The sequence below is a fragment of the Streptomyces sp. NPDC047043 genome (assembly GCF_040644055.1).
Taxonomy (GTDB): Bacteria; Actinomycetota; Actinomycetes; order Streptomycetales; family Streptomycetaceae; genus Streptomyces.
Genome location: NZ_JBEYVO010000023.1, coordinates 159,446 through 177,857 on the forward strand (window position 1 = coordinate 159,446; position 18,412 = coordinate 177,857).

General features: G+C 71.7%; 16 protein-coding genes. 6 read left to right on the plus strand and 10 right to left on the minus strand.

All coding sequences use genetic code 11. From position 1 onward, the window contains the following. Positions 1-14: 14 nt before the first annotated feature. Positions 15-1,355, plus strand: a complete 1,341-nt coding sequence (locus ABZ880_RS32970) for a class I SAM-dependent RNA methyltransferase (protein ID WP_361270344.1) — start codon at positions 15-17, stop codon at positions 1,353-1,355. A 332-nt stretch (positions 1,356-1,687) separates the two neighbouring features. Continuing rightward, on the plus strand, positions 1,688-2,581 hold the full coding sequence (locus ABZ880_RS32975) for an alpha/beta hydrolase (RefSeq protein ID WP_361270347.1): 894 nt from the start codon (positions 1,688-1,690) through the stop codon (positions 2,579-2,581). Between the two features lie 70 nt (positions 2,582-2,651). Here the strand turns inward: ABZ880_RS32975 and katG are convergent, their stop codons facing one another. The 7 genes from katG to ABZ880_RS33010 all read right to left on the minus strand — a co-directional run bounded on the left by katG (position 2,652) and on the right by ABZ880_RS33010 (position 9,937). Then, positions 2,652-4,865: a catalase/peroxidase HPI gene (gene katG / locus ABZ880_RS32980; protein ID WP_361270350.1), complete on the minus strand. Its 2,214-nt coding sequence runs from the start codon at positions 4,863-4,865 to the stop codon at positions 2,652-2,654. 24 nt (positions 4,866-4,889) lie between these two features. Then, positions 4,890-5,336 (minus strand): Fur family transcriptional regulator, encoded by a 447-nt coding sequence (locus ABZ880_RS32985; RefSeq protein WP_361270353.1) that lies wholly within the window; start codon positions 5,334-5,336, stop codon positions 4,890-4,892. Positions 5,337-5,523: 187 nt separating this feature from the next. After that, positions 5,524-6,237, minus strand: a complete 714-nt coding sequence (locus tag ABZ880_RS32990; RefSeq protein ID WP_361270356.1) for a plastocyanin/azurin family copper-binding protein — start codon at positions 6,235-6,237, stop codon at positions 5,524-5,526. Next, entirely contained in the window at positions 6,225-6,740 is a 516-nt protein-coding gene (locus ABZ880_RS32995; RefSeq protein ID WP_361270359.1) for a hypothetical protein, read from the minus strand. The genes ABZ880_RS32990 and ABZ880_RS32995 overlap by 13 nt, the downstream gene beginning before the upstream one ends. Before the next feature lie 208 nt (positions 6,741-6,948). Next, a complete protein-coding gene (locus ABZ880_RS33000) occupies positions 6,949-7,968 on the minus strand; it encodes a cupredoxin family copper-binding protein (protein WP_361270361.1) in 1,020 nt (339 codons plus the stop codon). Positions 7,969-8,027: 59 nt separating this feature from the next. Further along, positions 8,028-9,341, minus strand: coding sequence for a copper resistance protein CopC (locus ABZ880_RS33005; protein ID WP_361270364.1), 1,314 nt, complete (start codon positions 9,339-9,341; stop codon positions 8,028-8,030). Beyond that, positions 9,338-9,937, minus strand: coding sequence for a hypothetical protein (locus tag ABZ880_RS33010; protein ID WP_361270367.1), 600 nt, complete (start codon positions 9,935-9,937; stop codon positions 9,338-9,340). The genes ABZ880_RS33005 and ABZ880_RS33010 overlap by 4 nt, the downstream gene beginning before the upstream one ends. 354 nt (positions 9,938-10,291) lie before the next feature. Here ABZ880_RS33010 and ABZ880_RS33015 point away from each other — a divergent pair, with 354 nt between their 5' ends. The 4 genes from ABZ880_RS33015 to ABZ880_RS33030 all read left to right on the plus strand — a co-directional run bounded on the left by ABZ880_RS33015 (position 10,292) and on the right by ABZ880_RS33030 (position 16,636). Beyond that, positions 10,292-10,762: a hypothetical protein gene (locus tag ABZ880_RS33015; protein WP_361270370.1), complete on the plus strand. Its 471-nt coding sequence runs from the start codon at positions 10,292-10,294 to the stop codon at positions 10,760-10,762. Positions 10,763-10,920: 158 nt separating this feature from the next. Next, positions 10,921-15,006 (plus strand): bifunctional nitrate reductase/sulfite reductase flavoprotein subunit alpha, encoded by a 4,086-nt coding sequence (locus ABZ880_RS33020; protein WP_361270373.1) that lies wholly within the window; start codon positions 10,921-10,923, stop codon positions 15,004-15,006. Positions 15,007-15,027: 21 nt separating this feature from the next. Next, a complete protein-coding gene (locus ABZ880_RS33025; RefSeq protein WP_361270377.1) occupies positions 15,028-15,981 on the plus strand; it encodes an XdhC family protein in 954 nt (317 codons plus the stop codon). 151 nt (positions 15,982-16,132) lie between these two features. Beyond that, on the plus strand, positions 16,133-16,636 hold the full coding sequence (locus ABZ880_RS33030; protein WP_361270379.1) for a molybdopterin-dependent oxidoreductase: 504 nt from the start codon (positions 16,133-16,135) through the stop codon (positions 16,634-16,636). A 101-nt stretch (positions 16,637-16,737) separates the two neighbouring features. Here the strand turns inward: ABZ880_RS33030 and ABZ880_RS33035 are convergent, their stop codons facing one another. The 3 genes from ABZ880_RS33035 to ABZ880_RS33045 all read right to left on the minus strand — a co-directional run bounded on the left by ABZ880_RS33035 (position 16,738) and on the right by ABZ880_RS33045 (position 18,391). After that, the gene (locus ABZ880_RS33035) at positions 16,738-17,412 is read right to left on the minus strand and encodes a class I SAM-dependent methyltransferase (RefSeq protein ID WP_361270382.1); all 675 of its coding nucleotides are present in this window, start codon (positions 17,410-17,412) and stop codon (positions 16,738-16,740) included. Positions 17,413-17,454: 42 nt separating this feature from the next. After that, positions 17,455-17,772 carry a DUF305 domain-containing protein gene (locus tag ABZ880_RS33040; protein WP_361270475.1) on the minus strand — a complete coding sequence of 106 codons (318 nt, stop codon included), beginning with the start codon at positions 17,770-17,772 and terminating at the stop codon, positions 17,455-17,457. Between the two features lie 226 nt (positions 17,773-17,998). Next, complete coding sequence (locus ABZ880_RS33045) at positions 17,999-18,391, minus strand: DUF6153 family protein (RefSeq protein WP_361270384.1); 393 nt, start codon at positions 18,389-18,391, stop codon at positions 17,999-18,001. Positions 18,392-18,412: the final 21 nt, after the last annotated feature.

Below are 18,412 nucleotides of genomic sequence, written 5' to 3' on the forward strand. Positions count from 1 at the left end.
GGAGTCACCCCGCCATGCAGGCAGAACCGAAGAAATCGCAGGCGGGGTCGCTGGTGGGGGAGGAGTACGAGGTCGAGATCGGGCCCGTCGCCCACGGCGGGCACTGCATTGCCCGTACGGCCGAGGGCCAGGTGCTCTTCGTCCGGCACGCGCTGCCCGGTGAGCGGGTCGTGGCGCGGGTGACCGAGGGCGAGGAGGGGGCCCGGTTCCTGCGCGCGGACGCGGTGGAGATCCTCTCGGCGTCCAAGGACCGGGTCGAGGCCCCCTGCCCCTACTCCGGTCCCGGCCGCTGCGGCGGCTGCGACTGGCAGCACGCCAAGCCGGGGGCGCAGCGCCGGCTGAAGGGCGAGGTCATCGCCGAGCAGCTGCAGCGGCTCGCGGGCCTCACGCCCGAGGAGGCCGGCTGGGACGGCACGGTCATGCCGGCCGAGGGCGACAAGCTGCCGGCGGGCGAGGTGCCGCAGTGGCGCACGCGCGTGCAGTACGCCGTCGACGCCGACGGCCATGCCGGTCTGCGCCGGCACCGCTCGCACGAGGTGGAGGCGATCGACCACTGCATGATCGCGGCCCCCGGGGTGACCGAGCTCGGCATCGAAAAGCGCGACTGGAGCGGCATGGCGTCGGTCGACGCGATCGCGGCCACCGGTTCGCAGGACCGCCAGGTGATCCTGACGCCGAAGCCGGGGGCGCGGCTGCCGATCGTCGAGCTGGACAAGCCGGTGTCCGTGATGCGGGTCGGCGAGAAGGACGGCGGGGTTCACCGGGTGCACGGCCGCCCCTTCGTCCGCGAGCGCGCGGACGGCCGTACGCACCGCGTCGGCAGCGGCGGCTTCTGGCAGGTCCACCCGAAGGCCGCGGACACGCTGGTGACGGCCGTCATGCAGGGCCTGCTGCCGCGCAAGGGCGAGATGGCGCTGGATCTGTACTGCGGCGTCGGCCTGTTCGCGGGCGCCCTCGCCGACCGGCTCGGCGACAAGGGCGCGGTCCTCGGCATCGAGTCCGGCAAGCGGGCCGTCGAGGACGCGCGGCACAACCTCGCCGGCTTCGACCGGGTGCGGATCGAGCAGGGCAAGGTCGAGTCCGTCCTGCCGCGCACCGGGATCACCGAGGTCGACCTGATCGTTCTGGACCCGCCGCGGGCCGGCGCCGGCCGGCAGACGGTGGAGCACCTGGCCTCGCTGGGGGCGCGCAGGATCGCGTACGTGGCCTGCGATCCGGCGGCGCTGGCGCGGGACTTGGGGTACTTCCGGGACGGGGGGTACCGCGTGCGGACGCTGCGGGCGTTCGATCTGTTCCCGATGACGCATCACGTGGAGTGCGTGGCGATCCTCGAACCGGCCGCAAAGGGCTCCTGACCCGAGGTTTTGTGCGGCGCACAAGGTGCGTCCGCGATGGCTGCGCGGCCTCCTGCAGGGCGCCCGGGCGTACGGCGATCCCACAGCAGGGCTTCGGCGTGCGCGCCCAACAGCGCGAGGTGCAGCTCGGTCTCGGTCGGCGGGCGCACAACCTGACCGTGCAGTAGCAGGGAGTTGCGGGCCGAAGGGCCGAGGCTGCGGATGTGCGGATTCCGTTCGTGGGGCGTCGGCCTCGGCAGGTTCTGACGCGCCGCCCGTTGCGCGGCGCGCGTCGAGCCCTCATTATCAGGAATCCTGTTACTTCAATGTTGTAGCGATAGGCGGGTCGGACCATGCCCATCAGTCCAGGAATCCAGGCCAGAGCCATCCAGCTGCTGCTCGGCGGCGTGATGTCCCGCGTCCACAAGGACCTGCGCTTCACCGACGTCCCGAAGCAGACGGAGACCCTTCGCGTGGAGACCGGTGCCGGTCCGGTGGCCGTCACCGTCTACCGCCCGCCGGCCACCGCCGACAGCCCCGCGCCCGTGTACGTCAACTTCCACGGCGGCGGCTTCATCGTCGGCAGACCCGAGCAGGACGACCACATCTGCCGGTACATCGCCGCCACGGCCGGATGCGTCGTGATCAACGTGGACTACGCCGTCGCCCCGCAACGGCCCTATCCGACCGCCGTCACCCAGGCCTACGACGTCACCGCGTGGGCCGTCGAGCACGACTCCGACCACGGCTGGGACGGCTCGCGGCTCGCCGTCGGCGGGCACAGCGCCGGGGGCAACCTCACCGCCGCGGTCTGCCGCACGGCCCGGGACCGGCGCACCTTCTCGCCCCGGCTGCAGATCCTCGACTCCGTACCGCTCGACCAGCTCGCCGACCCCGCGACCAAGCACTCGCCGATCGCCAAGCCGCTGCTCACCCCGTATCTCATGCGGGTCTTCACCGCCGCCTACGTCCCGGATCCCGCCGACCTCTCCCACCCGCTCGTCTCGCCCGGGCCGGCCGACGACCTCGCCGGGCTGCCGCCCGCCCTGGTCATCACCGCGGAGCACGACCGGCTGCGCGACGAGGGCGACGCCTACGCCAAGGCGCTGGAGGCCGCGGGTGTCCCGGTCACCCACCGTGTCTTCGCGGGCGTCGACCACTACTTCACGCACACGGGTCCGGTGCCGGCGGGGAAGGAGGCCATCGAGCTGATGGCCGCCACCCTGCGGACTGCGCTCGCCGCCTGACGCCGGGAGCAGGCACAACGACGGCCGGGCCGGCCCTTGTGGGGCCGGCCCGGTGCGGTGTTCGGGTGGATCAGACCAGGTCGAACCGGTCCAGGTTGGAGACCTTGACCCACGCGTCGACGAAGTCCTTCACGAACTTCTCCTTCGCGTCGTCGCTCGCGTAGACCTCGGCGAGCGCACGGAGCTCGGAGTTCGAGCCGAAGACCAGGTCGGCACGGGTGCCGGTCCACTTGACCTGGCCCGAGGCGTCGCGACCCTCGAAGGTGGTCTGGTCCGAGGACGTCGACTTCCACTCCGTGCCCAGGTCGAGCAGGTTGACGAAGAAGTCGTTGGTCAGCTTGCCCGGGGTCTCGGTGAAGACGCCGTGCGCCGAGCCGCCGTGGTTGGCGCCCAGGACGCGCAGACCACCGACGAGGACGGTCAGCTCGGGGGCGGTCAGCGTGAGCAGGTTCGCCTTGTCGAGCAGCAGGTACTCGGCCGGCAGGCGGTTGCCCTTGCCCACGTAGTTGCGGAAGCCGTCGGCGGCGGGCTCCAGCGCGGCGAAGGACTCCGCGTCGGTGTGCTCCTGCGCGGCGTCCACACGGCCCGGCGTGAAGGGCACCTCGACGTCGAAGCCGGCGTCCTTGGCGGCCTTCTCCACGGCGGCGGCACCACCGAGGACGATCAGGTCGGCCAGGGAGACCTTCTTCGCGCCGGAGTTGAACTCCGACTGGACGCCCTCGAGGACGCGCAGCACCTGGGCGAGCTCGTCGGGCTGGTTGACCTCCCAGCCGGCCTGCGGCTGCAGACGGATGCGGGCGCCGTTGGCACCGCCGCGCTTGTCGCTGCCGCGGAACGTCGAGGCCGACGCCCACGCGGTGGAGACGAGCTGCGAGACGCTCAGGCCCGAGTCGAGGAGCTTGGCCTTCAGGGCCGCGACGTCCGCGGCGTCGATGGCCTCGCCCTCGGCCTGCGGCAGCGGGTCCTGCCACAGCAGCGTCTCCTCCGGGACCTCCGGGCCGAGGTACAGGGACTTCGGGCCCAGGTCGCGGTGGGTCAGCTTGTACCAGGCGCGGGCGAAGGCGTCCGCGAACTGGTCGGGGTGCTCGTGGAAGCGCTTGGAGATCTCGCCGTAGATCGGGTCGAAGCGCAGCGAGAGGTCGGTGGTGAGCATCGTGGGCCGACGCTTCTTCGACGCGTCGTGCGCGTCGGGGATGATCTCCTCGGAGTCCTTCGCCACCCACTGGTTGGCGCCGGCGGGGGACTGGGTCAGCTCCCACTCGTAGCCGAAGAGGATGTTGAAGAAGTCGTTGCTCCACTGGGTGGGCTTGGTGGTCCAGGTGACCTCGAGACCGGAGGTGATGGCGTCGCCGCCCTTGCCGGTGCCGTAGGTGGACTTCCAGCCCAGGCCCTGCTCCTCCATGGAGGCGGCCTCGGGGTCGTTGCCGACCGCGTCGGCCGGGCCGGCGCCGTGGGTCTTGCCGAAGGTGTGACCACCGGCGATGAGGGCGACGGTCTCCTCGTCGTTCATCGCCATACGGCGGAAGGTCTCGCGGATGTCGCGGGCCGCGGCGATCGGGTCCGGGTTGCCGTTCGGGCCCTCCGGGTTGACGTAGATGAGGCCCATCTGGACGGCGCCGAGCGGGTTCTCCAGCTCACGGTCGCCGGTGTAGCGCTGGTCGTCGAGCCAGGTGGTCTCGGGACCCCAGTACACGTCCTCGTCGGCCTCCCAGACGTCGGCGCGGCCGCCGCCGAAGCCGAAGGTCTCGAAGCCCATGGTCTCCAGGGCGACGTTGCCGGTGAGGATCATGAGGTCGGCCCAGGAGATGGACTGGCCGTACTTCTTCTTGACCGGCCACAGCAGACGGCGGGCCTTGTCCAGGTTGCCGTTGTCCGGCCAGCTGTTCAGCGGCGCGAAGCGCTGCTGACCGCGGCCGCCACCGCCGCGGCCGTCACTGATGCGGTAGGTGCCGGCGCTGTGCCAGGCCATACGGATCATCAGCGGGCCGTAGTTGCCGAAGTCGGCGGGCCACCAGTCCTGCGAGCTGGTCAGCACCTCGGCGATGTCCTGTTTCACGGCGGCCAGGTCGAGGTTGTTGAACGCCTCGGCGTAGTCGAACTCCGCACCGAGCGGGTTCGCGACGACCGGGTCCTTGGCAAGGATCTTCAGGTTGAGCCGCTCGGGCCACCACTGGCGGTTGCCGCCACCCTGGGTCGGGTGCGCGGCGCGCGTGTGCGCGACCGGGCAGCCACCGGTCCCCTCGGCCTTGGGGTCGGTGACGATTGCGTCAGGGTTCTCAGACATGGGAGTCCTTCCGAACTGGGTGGATCACTGAGCTGAACTGCGGGCTTCGGTGGAACAGGTGGGGCACAGGCCCCAGTAGATGACCTCTGCCTCGTCGACCGCGAAGCCGCGGTCGTCGGATGCGGTCAGGCAGGGGGCGTGGCCGACCGCGCAGTCGACGTCGACGACGGCGCCGCACGACCGGCAGACGAGGTGGTGGTGGTTGTCGCCGACGCGCCCCTCGAACCTGGCCGGGCTGCCCGGCGGCTCGATGCGGCGGACGAGTCCCGCCGTGCTGAGCGCGTGCAGCGCCTCGTACACGGCCTGCAGCGATATGTGGCCGACACGATCGCGCACCCCAGAGGCGATCGCTTCGACGTCGAGGTGGTCACCGTCGCGGACGGTTTCCAGCAGCGCGACGCGGGCGGCCGTCACCCGGAGGCCGGCACCGCGCAGCTCCTCGGCGGTGGTCGGAGTCGGGGATGCGGTCATGCGGACAACCTAGCCGCACAAACACGAAGAGTTCAAGAAAACGAACAGTCCAAGTTTTGGCGCGTCGCATTGAACCGCTGGTTAAGTCCGGGGGTGGGCCCGCCACGACGGCCTGCGGCAGCGCACGCCGGGAGTGACGTGGCTGCCGCTGGGTGGCTCTTCTCGGGTTGTGTCGTACTGCCGGGCGTCAGTCGGTGCCGGGGCCCTCGCTCCGGGACGGGTGGGCGGCCGAGCGGGAGCCGACCAGCAGCAGGCACAGCACCGCGACGCCTGCCACGACGCCGGTGAGGAGCAGGAGGGGGCTGAGGGGGCGGGTGGCGGAGGCGGTGTTCTGGGCGTCGACCGGTTGTGCCGGCGCGGGTGCGGCGGAGCTGGACGGGGAGGCGGCGGTCGTGGGGGAGGGGGACCCCGCGTCCTTCTTCGAGGCGGCGGGGGCGGCGGCCTTGGTGGTGGGGTCCATGTGCATCGACGGTGGCATGGCGGTGGCGGGCCGGGTGGCCGGTGCGGCGGACGTCGGGTGGTGGTGGGCGGTGGGAGTGGGCGCCGCGGCCGGTTTCACCACCAGCTGGGCCGCCATGTCCGGGTGGACGGTGCAGACGTAGCCGTACGTCCCCGCGGTCGTGAAGGTGTGACTCCAGGTGCCGCCCTTGCTGAGCATCGGGGAGTGGATCGACGCCGGGCCGGAGGTGGTCTTGACGTCGTGGGGTGCCTGGTCCCGGTTGGTCCAGGCGACGGTGTCCCCCGCGGTGATGGTCAGGGTGCGGGGGCTGAACGCGTAGCCGGACATGAGGACTTGGTGGGTGCCCGCGGCCTGGGCCGCGGGCGCGGGCAGGACGGCCGTGGCCGAGCCGGCCACCAGCAGGGCGGCGAGCAGGGTGCGCAGGAAGGTCAGGCGAGGCATGTGAACTCCGCGGCGACGAGCAGCCGGATGCGGGCTGCGGGGCGGGTGCGGGGCAGGGCGAAGCCGGTCGTGCGGCGCAGGGCACGGTAGGGCACACCGAGGGTGCCGATGACGAGCAGCCGGTCGGCGGTGCGGTCGACGACACGGAGTGGGAGTGCGGCCGGGACGGAGGCGTCGCCCAGGGCGAGTTCGCCGGCCATGCGGAGGCGGGCGCCGTCGTCCTTGGGCGTGATCGCCGTACTGACGAAGGTGAGCGACCTGCCGCGCAGCACCCGGCCGCCCAACTCCAGGCTCAGCACACAGTCCTCGGGCTCCGGCGCGACGGAGAGGGTGGCGTCGACCGGGGTGAGACGACGGCGCATGGTGGCGAACGGGCCCAGGCGGGCGGTCAGTTCGGTGATGCACCGGTCCGGGGCGGCGCCGTAGGTACCGGGGTCGGGCAGCCAGCCGGGGCCCGGACGGGGCGGGGGCAGCGTGGCGTTGGGCAGGGTCTCGGTGGTCATCTCGGCACCTCGGTGGGCATAGGGCCTGTCTTTCGGATCATCTCGGCGTCGCGGGGCAGCCGGGAAGCGCCGTATCTCACAGCCGACCTGATCCGAAGTACAGGCCCTGCGGAGCGACAGGTGGGGAGAATGAAGTGAGCGGCGGGCCGGCCGACTGCGACTCGGCCGGCCCGCCGCGTCCTGCTGAAGGAGGTCAGCAGGTGCTGGTTCAGCAGGAGTTGGTGACGTAGTCCTCGGTGGGTGCGAGCAGGTGCTCGGCCCAGACCGTGTGCATCTTCACGTAGGCGTCGGGGTTGAGGATGTCGGCGATCTGTTGGCCCGGGGACTCGTCCAGATGCGCGGAGTTGATGTGCTGGAGGAGCACGCTGAGGGTGTCGTCGGCGACGCTGCCGGCGCCGTTCACCGCGGGCGTGAGGATCGACTCCACCCACACGGTGTGCATCTTGAGGTAGCTGTCGAGCTGGAGCGCGTCCTGGACCTGCCGGCCCGGGGACTCCTCCAGGTGGGCCTTGTCGATGTGCTGCAGGATCGGCAGCAGGACCTGCTGGACGCTGACGCACTGCTCGTCACCGCCGTCGCCCCCGCCGCTGGTGCCGCCGGAGCTGCTGCCGCTGCTGGTCGAGCCGCCCGTCGACCCGCCGGTGGAACCGCCCGTCGAACCGCCCGAGCTGCCCCCGGTGGAGCCCCCCGAGCTGCCGCCGGTCGAACCGCCCGTCGAGCCGCCGCCGGAGCCGCCCGAGCTGCCGCCCTCGTCGGCGACCACGGTGACGGACGCCGTCATGTCCGGGTGGACCGCGCAGTAGTAGTCGTACGTACCGGCCTTGGTGAAGGTGTACGACCAGCTGTCGCCCTTCTGCAGCGTGCCGGAGTCGAACTTGGCCGGGCCGCTGGTGGTGGTGACCGTGTGTGGAGCGGAGTCCTCGTTGACCCACTTCACGGTGTCGCCGACCTTCACCGTGAGCTTCGGCTGGTCGAACTTGTAGTCCTTGATCTCGACGGTGTAGTCGGCCGCCTCGGCTTCGGTGGCCGAGTGGTCCATGTCCGACATCGACTGGGCCTCGGCCGCCGGTGTCGCGGTCTGCGGGGTGGAGGCCCCGGCGGACGCCTGGAGCAGGCCGAGCCCGGCGACGGCCGCGAGGCCCGCGCCGAGGCCGGTGGCCAGCAGCACTCGGTTGCCCACCCGTGAGCGCCCGTGGCGCGGGGGTGCGGTGGTTTCCTCAGTGTGCATGGTGGTGCGTCTCCCTTGTGAGATCCCTTGTGAGAGGAGAGGGGTGGGACAGATGCCGGTCACCGCCCGGGGGCGGACGTGACCAGCAGACTCGTCGCGGCGAGTACGACGAGGACGAGCCCCGTCTCGGCCGCGACCGAGTGGACGAAGGGCCGCAGGGTGGCGCGGTCGCCGCGCAGCAGCACGGCGATGTCGAGCCGCGTCCGCACCCAGCCGCGGCTGCGCTGGGCGATCAGCAACACCAGGGCCAGTACGGCGAGTTTGAGCAGCAGCAGCCGCCCGTAGCCGGTGTGGAACAGTGCGTCGAAGGACCCGATCACCTGCCAGGTCAGCACCGCCCCGGCGACCGCGATCGCCGTGACCGACACCGCGGCCAGCGTGGAGTAGCCGGACACGACGGCCGACAGCTCCTCGGGCCGGCGCCGGGGCAGCACGCCGAGCAGCAGCAGCGTCAGACCGCCCAGCCAGAGCGAGACGCCGAGCAGATGGACCAGGTCGGCGACCTCGCCCCAACCGGGGTGCGAGCCCTCGGAGTTGTGGCCGGTCATGCCGGTCGTACGCAGTAGTCCGACGCCCACCGCCAGGGCCCCGACGCGCCAGCCGGGCGACCGTGCGGCGCGGTCACCGCCCTGCAGGAGGGCGGCCAGGACGACGGCGCCGAGCACCCACATCAGCACCCGGCAGGCGGCCACGATGCCGACCTCGGTGGTCAACAGGTCGGTGTAGGTGGCGGGTTCGAGTACGTCGCCGAGCGTGCCCATCGCTCCGTACGCGCCCTGGAGCCCCGGCGCGAGCAGGCTCGCCGCGAGGCCGGCGGTCCAGGAGAGGGTGAGGATGCGTCGGCTACGGCGGTCTTCGGCGCCCTGCGGCCAGAGCAGGGCGAGGAAGGCGAGGCCGCCGATGAACAGGGCGAGGGAGAGATAGCCGGCCCAGCGCACGGCGACCCAGGCCGTGTGCACCGTGTCGCTCGGTTCCGGTGCCTTGGGCGCGGCGTCGGATGTGCCCTTCGCGGTGAGCCGGAAGGAGAGTGTGCCCGAGGTGGAGTGCCCGTCCTCTATGTCAAGTACCTGCCAAACAAGGGTGAGGCGGTCCTGACCTGTGGTCCTGGGGACGGTGACCTGGATGGCATCGTTGCCACGCCCGCTGCGGGACACGGCCGGCTGCTCGCCCGCCGCCTTGATGTGGACGTCGGCGAGCTCGACCGGCTCGCTGAAGGTGAGCCGGACCGTGGTGGGCGTGTGCGTGAGCCGGGTGCCGTTCTGCGGGGTGGAGGACTCCAGCTCCGTATGGGCCGATGCGGGCGGCGCGGCGAGGAGCAGAACCGCGAGGGCGGCCAGGACGGCGACGAGCAGGGGCGGGACGCGGCGTCTCACGGGAGGACCTCCGGAAGTACCGACGGCGAGGCCGCCACGCCGACGCAGAGACTGTCGGCCGACGACGAGGGAGAGGGCGACGGGCTCGGCGACGCAGGGTCGAGCAGGCCGTTCAGCAGGCCGGTCACCGGAGTCACCACACCTGTCAACAGCGGTTGTACGAGGCGGACTTCGCCCTCGGCGCAGCTGTCGGAGGGGGTGGGCGACGGGGTGGGAGCGGAGGAAGGCGAGGGAGAGGTGGAGCCGCGTCCGCTGCCGCCGCCCGTGCCGTGATCGTGGCCGCTGTTCCCGTCGGTGGCCGACGGGGCACCGGCCACGGGAATTCCGCTGCCGGTCCCTCCAGTCCAGTAACCGCCCGCCGAGCCGGCGCCCGCATTCCCGGCGGAGGTGTCGGGCGGGCCGGTTTCGGAGCGGGCCGTGGGCTCGTGCGACGGGGCCGCGGAGGCCGGCGGTGCCGCGGTGTCGACGGTCGGTGGCGTGGACGCGCCGATGCCCGAGGCGTATCCGAGTACGACGACTACGGCTGCGACCAGAGTGCCCGCCACTGTTTCGTCGCGGTGGTCTCCTGGCCAGGATGCCCTGGCGAAGAAGGACATGGTCCCTCCTGACGCTGTGCGTGAACGGCGGTGACCAGGAGTGCACTGCCGTGACGATTCCCGTCCGCTACGCGTCAGTTAATCGGCCGTTTCGTTGCCTCATTTCCGACCGGGGGGTGCCTGTGAGAACGGACCTTGCCGCCCCAATGCGCGCATTGCATTCCGTGAAGAAAAAGAAGGGGTGGTGAATTCGAACGCGCAGGGCATTTCTTCTTCACGGAATCGCCGTGAATGCATATGCCTTACCGGTCGGTGTGCAACTCGACGCAGCAAAGGCCCGGTTGAGGGGTCAGGACGGCAGTGGTCCCGTCGTGGCCGGATGCGGCGAGATAACCGCAGAGGAATGCGTGGTTCATGCCGCAGATCAGATCCGGGGCCTGTGCCGCCACCGGATGGAAGGGGCAGTTGTGCAGCACGGTCCGGCCGGAACCGGCGTCGGCGGGCTCGAAGCCGAGTGATTCCAGCGCGGCCGTGATGTCACCCCCGCGGGCATCCGCGCCCAGGGCCGCGCCGCGCTCGCGGGCGACGCGGAACGACGCGGCCTGCGCACTCTCGTCCGGCCTGATCGTCTGGATCGTCTACCTCGCCGCCGACCGCGAAGGCCTGGCCCGGACGTCCTTCGGCGTGCTCCTCGCCGTGGCCCTGCTCGGCTTCACCATGCTCGCCCGCTGGCTCCCCGTGTACCGCACGACCCCCGCCGGCGACGAGACGACGACCCCCGCCGAACGACACCTCCCGCTCCCCGTCGTCGCCGCTCACGGTCTGCTCGGCGCCGCGACCCTGGTCCTTGTGCTGCTGGCCGCCCTGGAGGTCGGCGGCAGCTGAGGCCCCGGCCCGGCGCTCCTCTCACAGCGCCCCTCGCACCCCTGTGCGTCACGTGTAACCCCTGATGACCGGCTCAGGAGACACATGTGTAATGGGCGTTTCGTACCGTCGCGGAAGATCCACCCGCACGGAACGATCATGAGAGGCAGGGGGTGCCCGTGGCCGCGCCGGGCTCGCGGAACGCCGACACGGAGAAGGTGCGGACGGTCTGCTCGTACTGCGGTGTGGGCTGCGGCATCGTGCTGGATGTCGGGCTCGGACCGGACGGGCGCCGTACGGTTCTGAAGGCGTCCGGCGACAAGGAGCACCCCGCGAACTTCGGCCGGCTCTGCACGAAGGGCGCGACCACCGCCGACATGCTCGCCGCGCCCGGACGCCTGACCACGGCCCTCGTCCGGGAGGACCGGGGCGAGGAGCCGGTGCCGACCGGGGCCGGCGCGGCGATCACGGAGACCGCCCGGCGGCTGCGCGCCATCGTCGACGAGCACGGGCCGGACGCCGTCGCCCTCTACGTCTCCGGGCAGATGGGCCTCGAGGCGCAGTACCTGGCGAACAAGCTGGCCAAGGGGTTCCTGCGGACCAATCAGATCGAGTCGAACTCCCGGCTGTGCATGGCCAGTGCCGGCACGGGCTACAAGCTGTCGCTCGGCGCCGACGGGCCTCCCGGGTCGTACCAGGACCTCGACAAGGCCGATCTCTTCCTCGTCATCGGCTCCAACATGGCCGACTGCCACCCCATCCTCTTCCTGCGCATGATGGAACGGGTGAAGTCGGGAGCCAGGCTCATCGTCGTCGACCCGCGGCGCAGTGCCACCGCCGAGAAGGCAGACCTGTTCCTGCAGATCGAGCCCGGCACCGATCTCGCCCTGCTCAACGGGCTGTTGCACCTGCTGTACGAGAACGGGCACACGGACCAGGAGTTCATCGCCCGGCACACCGACGGCTGGGACGGGATGCCCGCCTTCCTCGCCGACTACCCGCCCGCCGCCGTCGCGGAGATCACCGGCATCCCCGAGGACGACATCCGCGAGGCCGCCCGGCTGATCGGCGAGGCGGGGAAGTGGACCAGCTGCTGGACCATGGGCCTCAACCAGTCCACGCACGGCACCTGGAACACCAACGCCCTGGTCAACCAGCATCTCGCGACGGGGGCCATCTGCCGTCCGGGCAGCGGCCCCTTCTCCCTCACCGGTCAGCCCAACGCCATGGGCGGGCGGGAGATGGGGTACATGGGACCCGGTCTGCCCGGGCAGCGGTCCGTCCTCGTCGACGAAGAGCGGGCGTTCGTAGAGGAGTTGTGGGGGCTGGAGGCCGGCAGCATCCGTGCCGACGGGGTGGGCAAGGGCACCGTCGAGATGTTCCGGAAGATGGCCGACGGCGAGATCAAGGCCTGCTGGATCATCTGCACCAACCCGGTCGCCTCCGTCGCCAACCGAAAGACGGTCATCGAGGGCCTGGAGGCCGCCGAGTTCGTCGTCACGCAGGACGTCTTCGCGGACACCGAGACCAACGCGTACGCCGACGTCGTCCTGCCCGCCGCCCTGTGGACCGAGTCAGAGGGCGTCCTCATCAACAGCGAGCGCAACCTCACCCTCGCACAGCCCGCCGCCGATCCGCCCGGAGAGGCGATGGCGGACTGGCGGATCATCGCGGCCGTCGCACGGGAGATGGGCTACGAGGACGGCTTCTCGTACGACAGCGCAGAGGACGTCTTCGAGGAGATCAAGCGGGCCTGGAACCCGAAGACCGGCTGGGACCTGCGCGGGGTGACCTACGAGCGGCTCCGCTCCGGGTCCGTGCAGTGGCCGGCCGCGAGCGAGGACGGGCCCGACCGCAATCCCATCCGGTATGTCGACGACGACGGCTCCCTCACCTTTCCCACCGCCGGCGGCCGTGCCGCCTTCTTCGCGCGTCCGCACATCCCGGCCGCCGAAATGCCCGACGACGACTACCCGTTCGTACTGAACACGGGCCGCCTGCAGCACCAGTGGCACACGCTGACGAAGACGGCGAGGGTGGCCAAGCTCAACAAGCTCAACCCCGGGCCCTTCGTGGAGATCCATCCGCAGGACGCCGCCGGCCTCGGTGTCACCGACGGCGACTCGGTCGAGGTCGCCTCGCGGCGCGGTCGGGCCGTGCTGCCCGCGGTGGTCACCGACCGTGTGCGGCCCGGGAGTTGCTTTGCGCCGTTCCACTGGAACGACCTGTTCGGCGAGTATCTGAGCGTCAACGCCGTGACCAGCGATGCCGTCGATCCGCTGTCGTTCCAGCCGGAGTTGAAGGTGTGCGCGGTCTCGCTGACCAAGGTGTCGACGCCGGTGACGGTCCGCACGCCCGGCGCGGAATCGGCAGTTGACCCCGCCTCCGTCGCCGTCCTTCCCACCGCCGTGGTCCCCGGCTCCGACCCCTTCGGGCTGGTGCCCGCGCCGCCGCCCGTGCTCACCGCCCAGGAGCGCCAGTACCTCGTCGGGTTCCTCGCCGGTATCCCGGCCGGCGCCCCGGGTGTGCCGGTGCTGCCGCCGTCGGCGCCCTTCAGTCCCGAGCACGCGCTGTGGGTGAACGGCGTGCTGGCCGGCATGTATTCGCGCGGCGCGGCGCCTGCTCCGGTCGCTGCGGAGGCGTCCGTGCCCGGCCGTGAGGTTGTGATCCTCTGGGCCTCGCAGACCGGCAACGCCGAGGACTTCGCGGCCGCCACCGCCGAGCGGCTCAAGACCGACGGACACGCGGCGTCCCTGCTCGGCATGGACGAGGCCGACCCCTCGGCGCTGCCCGCCGAGGCCGATCTGCTGCTGATCACCAGCACCTTCGGCGACGGCGACGCACCGGACAACGGCACCGGCTTCTGGGAGACCCTCGCCGCGGCCGACACCCCGCGCATGGAAGGGCGCCGCTATGCCGTCCTGGCCTTCGGGGACTCCTCCTACGACGACTTCTGCGGCCACGGCCGCCGCCTGGACCAGCGCCTGGACGAGCTGGGTGCGCTCCGCCTCGCCCCGCGCGCGGACTGCGAGCCCGACTACGAGGACACGGCGCACGCCTGGCTCGACCAGATCCTGGCCGCCCTGTCCGGAGCCCCCGCACCGGCACCCGCGCCGGCCGCGCCCCTCCCGAGCCGCCCGAAGAAGCCCGCGCCCGTCACCGCCCGCCTCACCGGCAACCGCCTGCTCAGCCTCCCCGGCGCCGGCAAGGAGGTCCGCCGCTTCACCTTCGACACCCGCGACAGCGAGACCCCGCTCCTCTACGACGCGGGCGACGCGCTCGGCGTCCGGCCGCTCAACTCCCGCGAACTGGTGGGGGAATGGCTGACCGTGACCGGCCTGGACGCGGACACCGCCGTCGCGGTGAACGGCGTAGGAGAGGTCCCGTTCGGCGAGGCCCTGTTGCGGAACCTCGACATCACCCGGATCACCCCCGACCTGCTTCGGTTCGTCACCGAACGGGCCCGTGACCCGCGGGAGTTGAAGAAGCTGCTGCGCCCCGACAACAAGGGCGAGCTGGCCAAGTGGTCCTGGGGCCGGCAGGCCGTCGACGTGATCGCCGAGCACGGGGTGCGGGCCGACGCGCAGGAGTGGGCCGACGTGCTGGGGCGGCTGCAGCCCCGCCTGTACTCCATATCGTCCAGCCCGCTCACCGACCCGCACCTGGTGTCCCTGACGGTCTCGGTCGTCCGCTACGAGAACCTGCACGGCCGTCCCCGGCAGGGCGTCTGCTCACCCTTCCCCGCCGACGCCGAGGCCGGCACCGCGGTCCCGGTCCACGTCCAGCGCGCGTCCCACTTCCGTCCGCCCGCCGACCCCGCCACCCCGATGGTCATGGTCGGCCCCGGCACCGGCGTCGCCCCGTTCATCGGCTTCCTGGAGCAGCGGCGCGCGCTCGGCCACCGGGGTCCCAACTGGCTGTTCTTCGGTGAACAGCACCGGGCGACGGATTTCTACTACGAGGAGGAACTCGCCGGGTTTCTCGCCGACGGCACGCTCGACCGGCTGGACACCGCGTTCTCCCGTGACCAGCGCGCCAAGGTGTACGTCCAGGACCGGATGCGGGAGCACGGGCCCCAGCTGTGGTCCTGGCTGCTCGACGGGGCGCACTTCTACGTCTGCGGGGACGCGTCCCGGATGGCCAAGGACGTCGATCAGGCGCTGCGTGACATCGCGGTCGTGCACGGCGGGCTGGACGAGGCGGGCGCGGTGGCGTACGTCAAACAGCTGGCCACCGAGAAGCGGTACGTCCGGGACGTGTACTGACCTGCGGACTACCCTGGATTCATGCGTGAACTGGCGGACACGGCACGGCAGTGGGCGGCACAGGGGCGGGCGGCGGTGCTTGCGCGGCCCCTCACCGAGCGCGGTTTCGGGCCCCGGCATCCGGCCGACGCGATCCTCATCGACGCCGACGGGCAGTGCCACGGCAGCCTCTACCGGGGCGCCTTCGACCGGCAGCTTGTCGGTGAGGCCGCCTCGCTGCTGCCCGGGCACGCCGCTCGGGTCGTCGCCGTGGCCGTGCACGAGGACGGCGTGAAGGAGGCGGGGCTGACCTGCGGCGGACAGGCCGAGGTGCTCCTTCAGCCGCTGCCCGCCGTCCCGGGCCGCTGGTGGGAACTGCTCGGTGCGGGTGCCGACGTGGCGCTCGTGACCTGGCTCGACGAGCGGCGCACGCATGCCGTCAGCGCCGTCGTGACCCGGGACGGGCAGGCCGACGGTCCGGACGTGCCGCCGCAGGCCGCCGAGTGCGCCCGTGAGCTGCTTGCCCGGCATCGCGCCGGCCGCGAGGTGCACGCCACCGACGCCGGACTCTGCCTCGTCGAGACCTGCCCCGCCGTCCCGCACCTCGTCGTCGTCGGCGGCGGCGAGCTCGCCGAACTCCTCGTCGCCCAGGCCGGTCTGCTCGGCTGGCAGGCCACCGTCACCTCGGCCGCGCAGGACGCCGGCAAGCTGCTCGCCGAGCGGCCTGCCGCCGCCTGCCTGATCATGCTGAGCCATGAGCCCGACGTCGACGTCCCCGCCCTGCACACCGCGCTGACCTCGGGCATTGCGTACGTCGGCGCCCTCGGCTCCCGGCACACCCAGACCCGCCGCGCGAGCGGCCTCGTGGAGGCGGGCCTGGACGATGAGCACCTCGGCCGCATCCACGGCCCGATCGGCCTCGACATCGGCGCCCGCACACCGGCGGAGACGGCCATGGCGATCTGCGCGGAAGTGCTGGCGGCGCTGGACCGGTAGGCGAGCCGCCGACCTGTTTCTTCGTCTGTTGCAGATGCAAGGCGCTGGTGCTTTTGGGTTCGCATGAGCCCAGCAGTATCCGGTTTTTGGCGTGCATGTGCGTTTGTCGGGAGAGGGCTGCCGGGTACCGTCATCCGGGAGGTGGTAGCCCGTGAGTCGGACCCTGACGCAGCCGGTCGCCGAGCTCGACCTGACCGGTGATCTCGCCCGCCCGGCCCGCCTGGGCGTGCCGGATCTGCTCGGCTGGCCGCAGCACCGGGTGCGGGTCGCCTTCGAGTGCCGGACCAGCGGGGTCCGGCACCACGAGTTCGAGGGACCGCGGCTCTACGACGTGCTGTCCGACGCCGGCCCCGGCTTCGACCCCGCCCGCCGCAAGGACCGGCTGCGCTTCCTGATCGCCGTCACCGGCACCGACGGTCATCACGCCCTGCTGACCTGGGCCGAGATCGACCCCGACTTCGCCCATGCGCCCGTACTGCTCGCGGCGAGCATCGACGACACGCCCCTCGACCGCGCCGGACCGCAACTGGTGCTGCCGCAGGACCGCTGCGGGGCCCGCTACATCAGCGGGATCCGCGCGATACGGCTGGACGGTGCCTACGGCCGACCCGCAGCTCCCGCCACACCCGGTCCCGGGTCAGCGGCAGCTCGGTGAACCGCTTCACCGGCCGCGACCTGTCCCGCCTCTACGACCGCCTCGACCTGTGGGCGGCCCTGCTGTGCCGGACCGACGCTCCCGCTCCGTGAACACCTGACCTACCGCCTGGCCTGGGTGATCCGCCACAGTCTGCGCGGCAGTTCGCCCTCCTCGAAGGCCTGGACACCGTGCATGTGCCAGCCCTTGGCCAGGCAGTGGATGAGGTCGGCGTCGAAGAAGTGGACGGCGAAACCGCCGTGTTCGTAGATGTTGTCGCCGTGGGAGACACCCGCGCGGTAGTGGGCGTCCCCGGTGTGGCGGACGGTGTAGACGAGGAGCCCGCCGGGCCGCAGGACGCGGCCGATCTCGTCGACCACCGCCCGGATCTCCTGCGTCGACAACGCCATGCACAGCAGCATGTGCGCGAACACGGCGTCCACCGAGGCGTCGGGCAGCGGCAGCGGATCGCGTACGTCGTGGACGGTCGTCGTGATCCGGTCCGCGAGGCCTGACTCCCTTGCCGCGGCGGTGAGTTGACCCAGCGCGGCGGCGCTGAAGTCGACGGCGTGCACGGCGAAGCCCGCACGGGCGAGGAACAGGGCGTCCCGGCCGTGCCCGGCACCGAGTTCCAGGACCGTGCAGGCGCCCGCGGCGCGGAAGTCGGCGGCGGCGTGCCGGGCGGCCTCGGAGGGCTCCGTGCCGTACATCCTCGGGTGCTCGGTGTAGGTCGTCTGCCAGTGGGTGCGCTGGGTGTCGGCGACGGAGCCCCCGGCCGGTCGTTCCTGATCACGCATGGTCGCCTCGTCGGTCGGTGAGGTGAGTGGGCGGGGGAGCGTTCAGCTCCTGCCGAGGAGCTTGTTCATCTCCGTGATCTCGGCGGTCTGCGCGGTGACGATGTCGTCCGCCATGGAGGTGGCGGGGCCTTGGGAGCCCTTGGCCTTCTCCGTCTTCGCCATCTCGACGGCACCCTTGTGGTGCACGGTCATCATGGTCAGGAACATGGTGTCGAAGTCGGCGCCGGACGTCTTCTTCAGTGCGTCCCTGTCCTTGTCCTTGCTGTCCATCATTCCGGACATGCCGGAGTGCACCGAGTGGTCCATGCCGGGCATGGACGAGGGCGTGGTCTCGATCTCCGGGTCCTGCGCCTTCTCGATGCGCGAGGCGAGGTCCTTGACCTCGGCCGAGGAGGCCGGGCCGGCGGCGAGCTTCGCACGGAGCCGTGGTGCCTACCGCTGTCGCTGTCGTTGCCGCAGGCGGCGAGGACGAGCGCAGCGGCCACCGCGGTGACCGTGAGACCGGCCCGACGGATCATGTACGTACGGGTGTTGCGCACGCTCGCACCGCGTCGCCGGTCGGACGAGGCCGCGGTGCGCATGGTGTCTAGATCCGCAGGAGCTGGAGTTGCGACAGGTCGGGCGGCGCGCGTGCACCGTCCGGGGCCGTGCCCGCGTACGGGCACACGGTGTCGGTGCGCACGGGGACGGCCATCGCGTCGGGGACGAGCGCGGGCAGTGTCGGCCCGCCGCTCACGGCACCCGAGGCACAGGTCCGGTCGGCGTGCCGGACATGCCCGCCGCCGCAGTCGCCGCCGGAGCAGCCGTCGCGCACATCGGCCGCCGTCGTCATGTGCCGGGCGGTGGCGTGTTCGTGGACGGCATCGCCGGGAGCCAGGCCGTGCATGCCGAACAGCCCGGCCAGCAGCGCGAGCACGAGCAACGCCCGCCGCCCCACGGAGGGCGCCGGCGTGATACGTCGCTGTGCACGGGCTGTCACGCCGCTCATGCTATTCACCCC

What these genes read in the sequence shown, in the direction of transcription:
- ABZ880_RS33035 (WP_361270382.1), bottom strand. Translation starts at nt 17,412, where the DNA reads ATGCGTGATCAGGAACGACCGGCCGGGGGCTCCGTCGCCGACACCCAG.
- katG (WP_361270350.1), bottom strand. Translation starts at nt 4,865, where the DNA reads ATGTCTGAGAACCCTGACGCAATCGTCACCGACCCCAAGGCCGAGGGG.
- ABZ880_RS33000 (WP_361270361.1), bottom strand. Translation starts at nt 7,968, where the DNA reads ATGCACACTGAGGAAACCACCGCACCCCCGCGCCACGGGCGCTCACGG.
- ABZ880_RS32975 (WP_361270347.1), top strand. Translation starts at nt 1,688, where the DNA reads ATGCCCATCAGTCCAGGAATCCAGGCCAGAGCCATCCAGCTGCTGCTC.
- ABZ880_RS33025 (WP_361270377.1), top strand. Translation starts at nt 15,028, where the DNA reads ATGCGTGAACTGGCGGACACGGCACGGCAGTGGGCGGCACAGGGGCGG.
- ABZ880_RS33010 (WP_361270367.1), bottom strand. Translation starts at nt 9,937, where the DNA reads ATGTCCTTCTTCGCCAGGGCATCCTGGCCAGGAGACCACCGCGACGAA.
- ABZ880_RS32985 (WP_361270353.1), bottom strand. Translation starts at nt 5,336, where the DNA reads ATGACCGCATCCCCGACTCCGACCACCGCCGAGGAGCTGCGCGGTGCC.
- ABZ880_RS32970 (WP_361270344.1), top strand. Translation starts at nt 15, where the DNA reads ATGCAGGCAGAACCGAAGAAATCGCAGGCGGGGTCGCTGGTGGGGGAG.
- ABZ880_RS32995 (WP_361270359.1), bottom strand. Translation starts at nt 6,740, where the DNA reads ATGACCACCGAGACCCTGCCCAACGCCACGCTGCCCCCGCCCCGTCCG.
- ABZ880_RS33015 (WP_361270370.1), top strand. Translation starts at nt 10,292, where the DNA reads ATGCCGCAGATCAGATCCGGGGCCTGTGCCGCCACCGGATGGAAGGGG.
- ABZ880_RS32990 (WP_361270356.1), bottom strand. Translation starts at nt 6,237, where the DNA reads ATGCCTCGCCTGACCTTCCTGCGCACCCTGCTCGCCGCCCTGCTGGTG.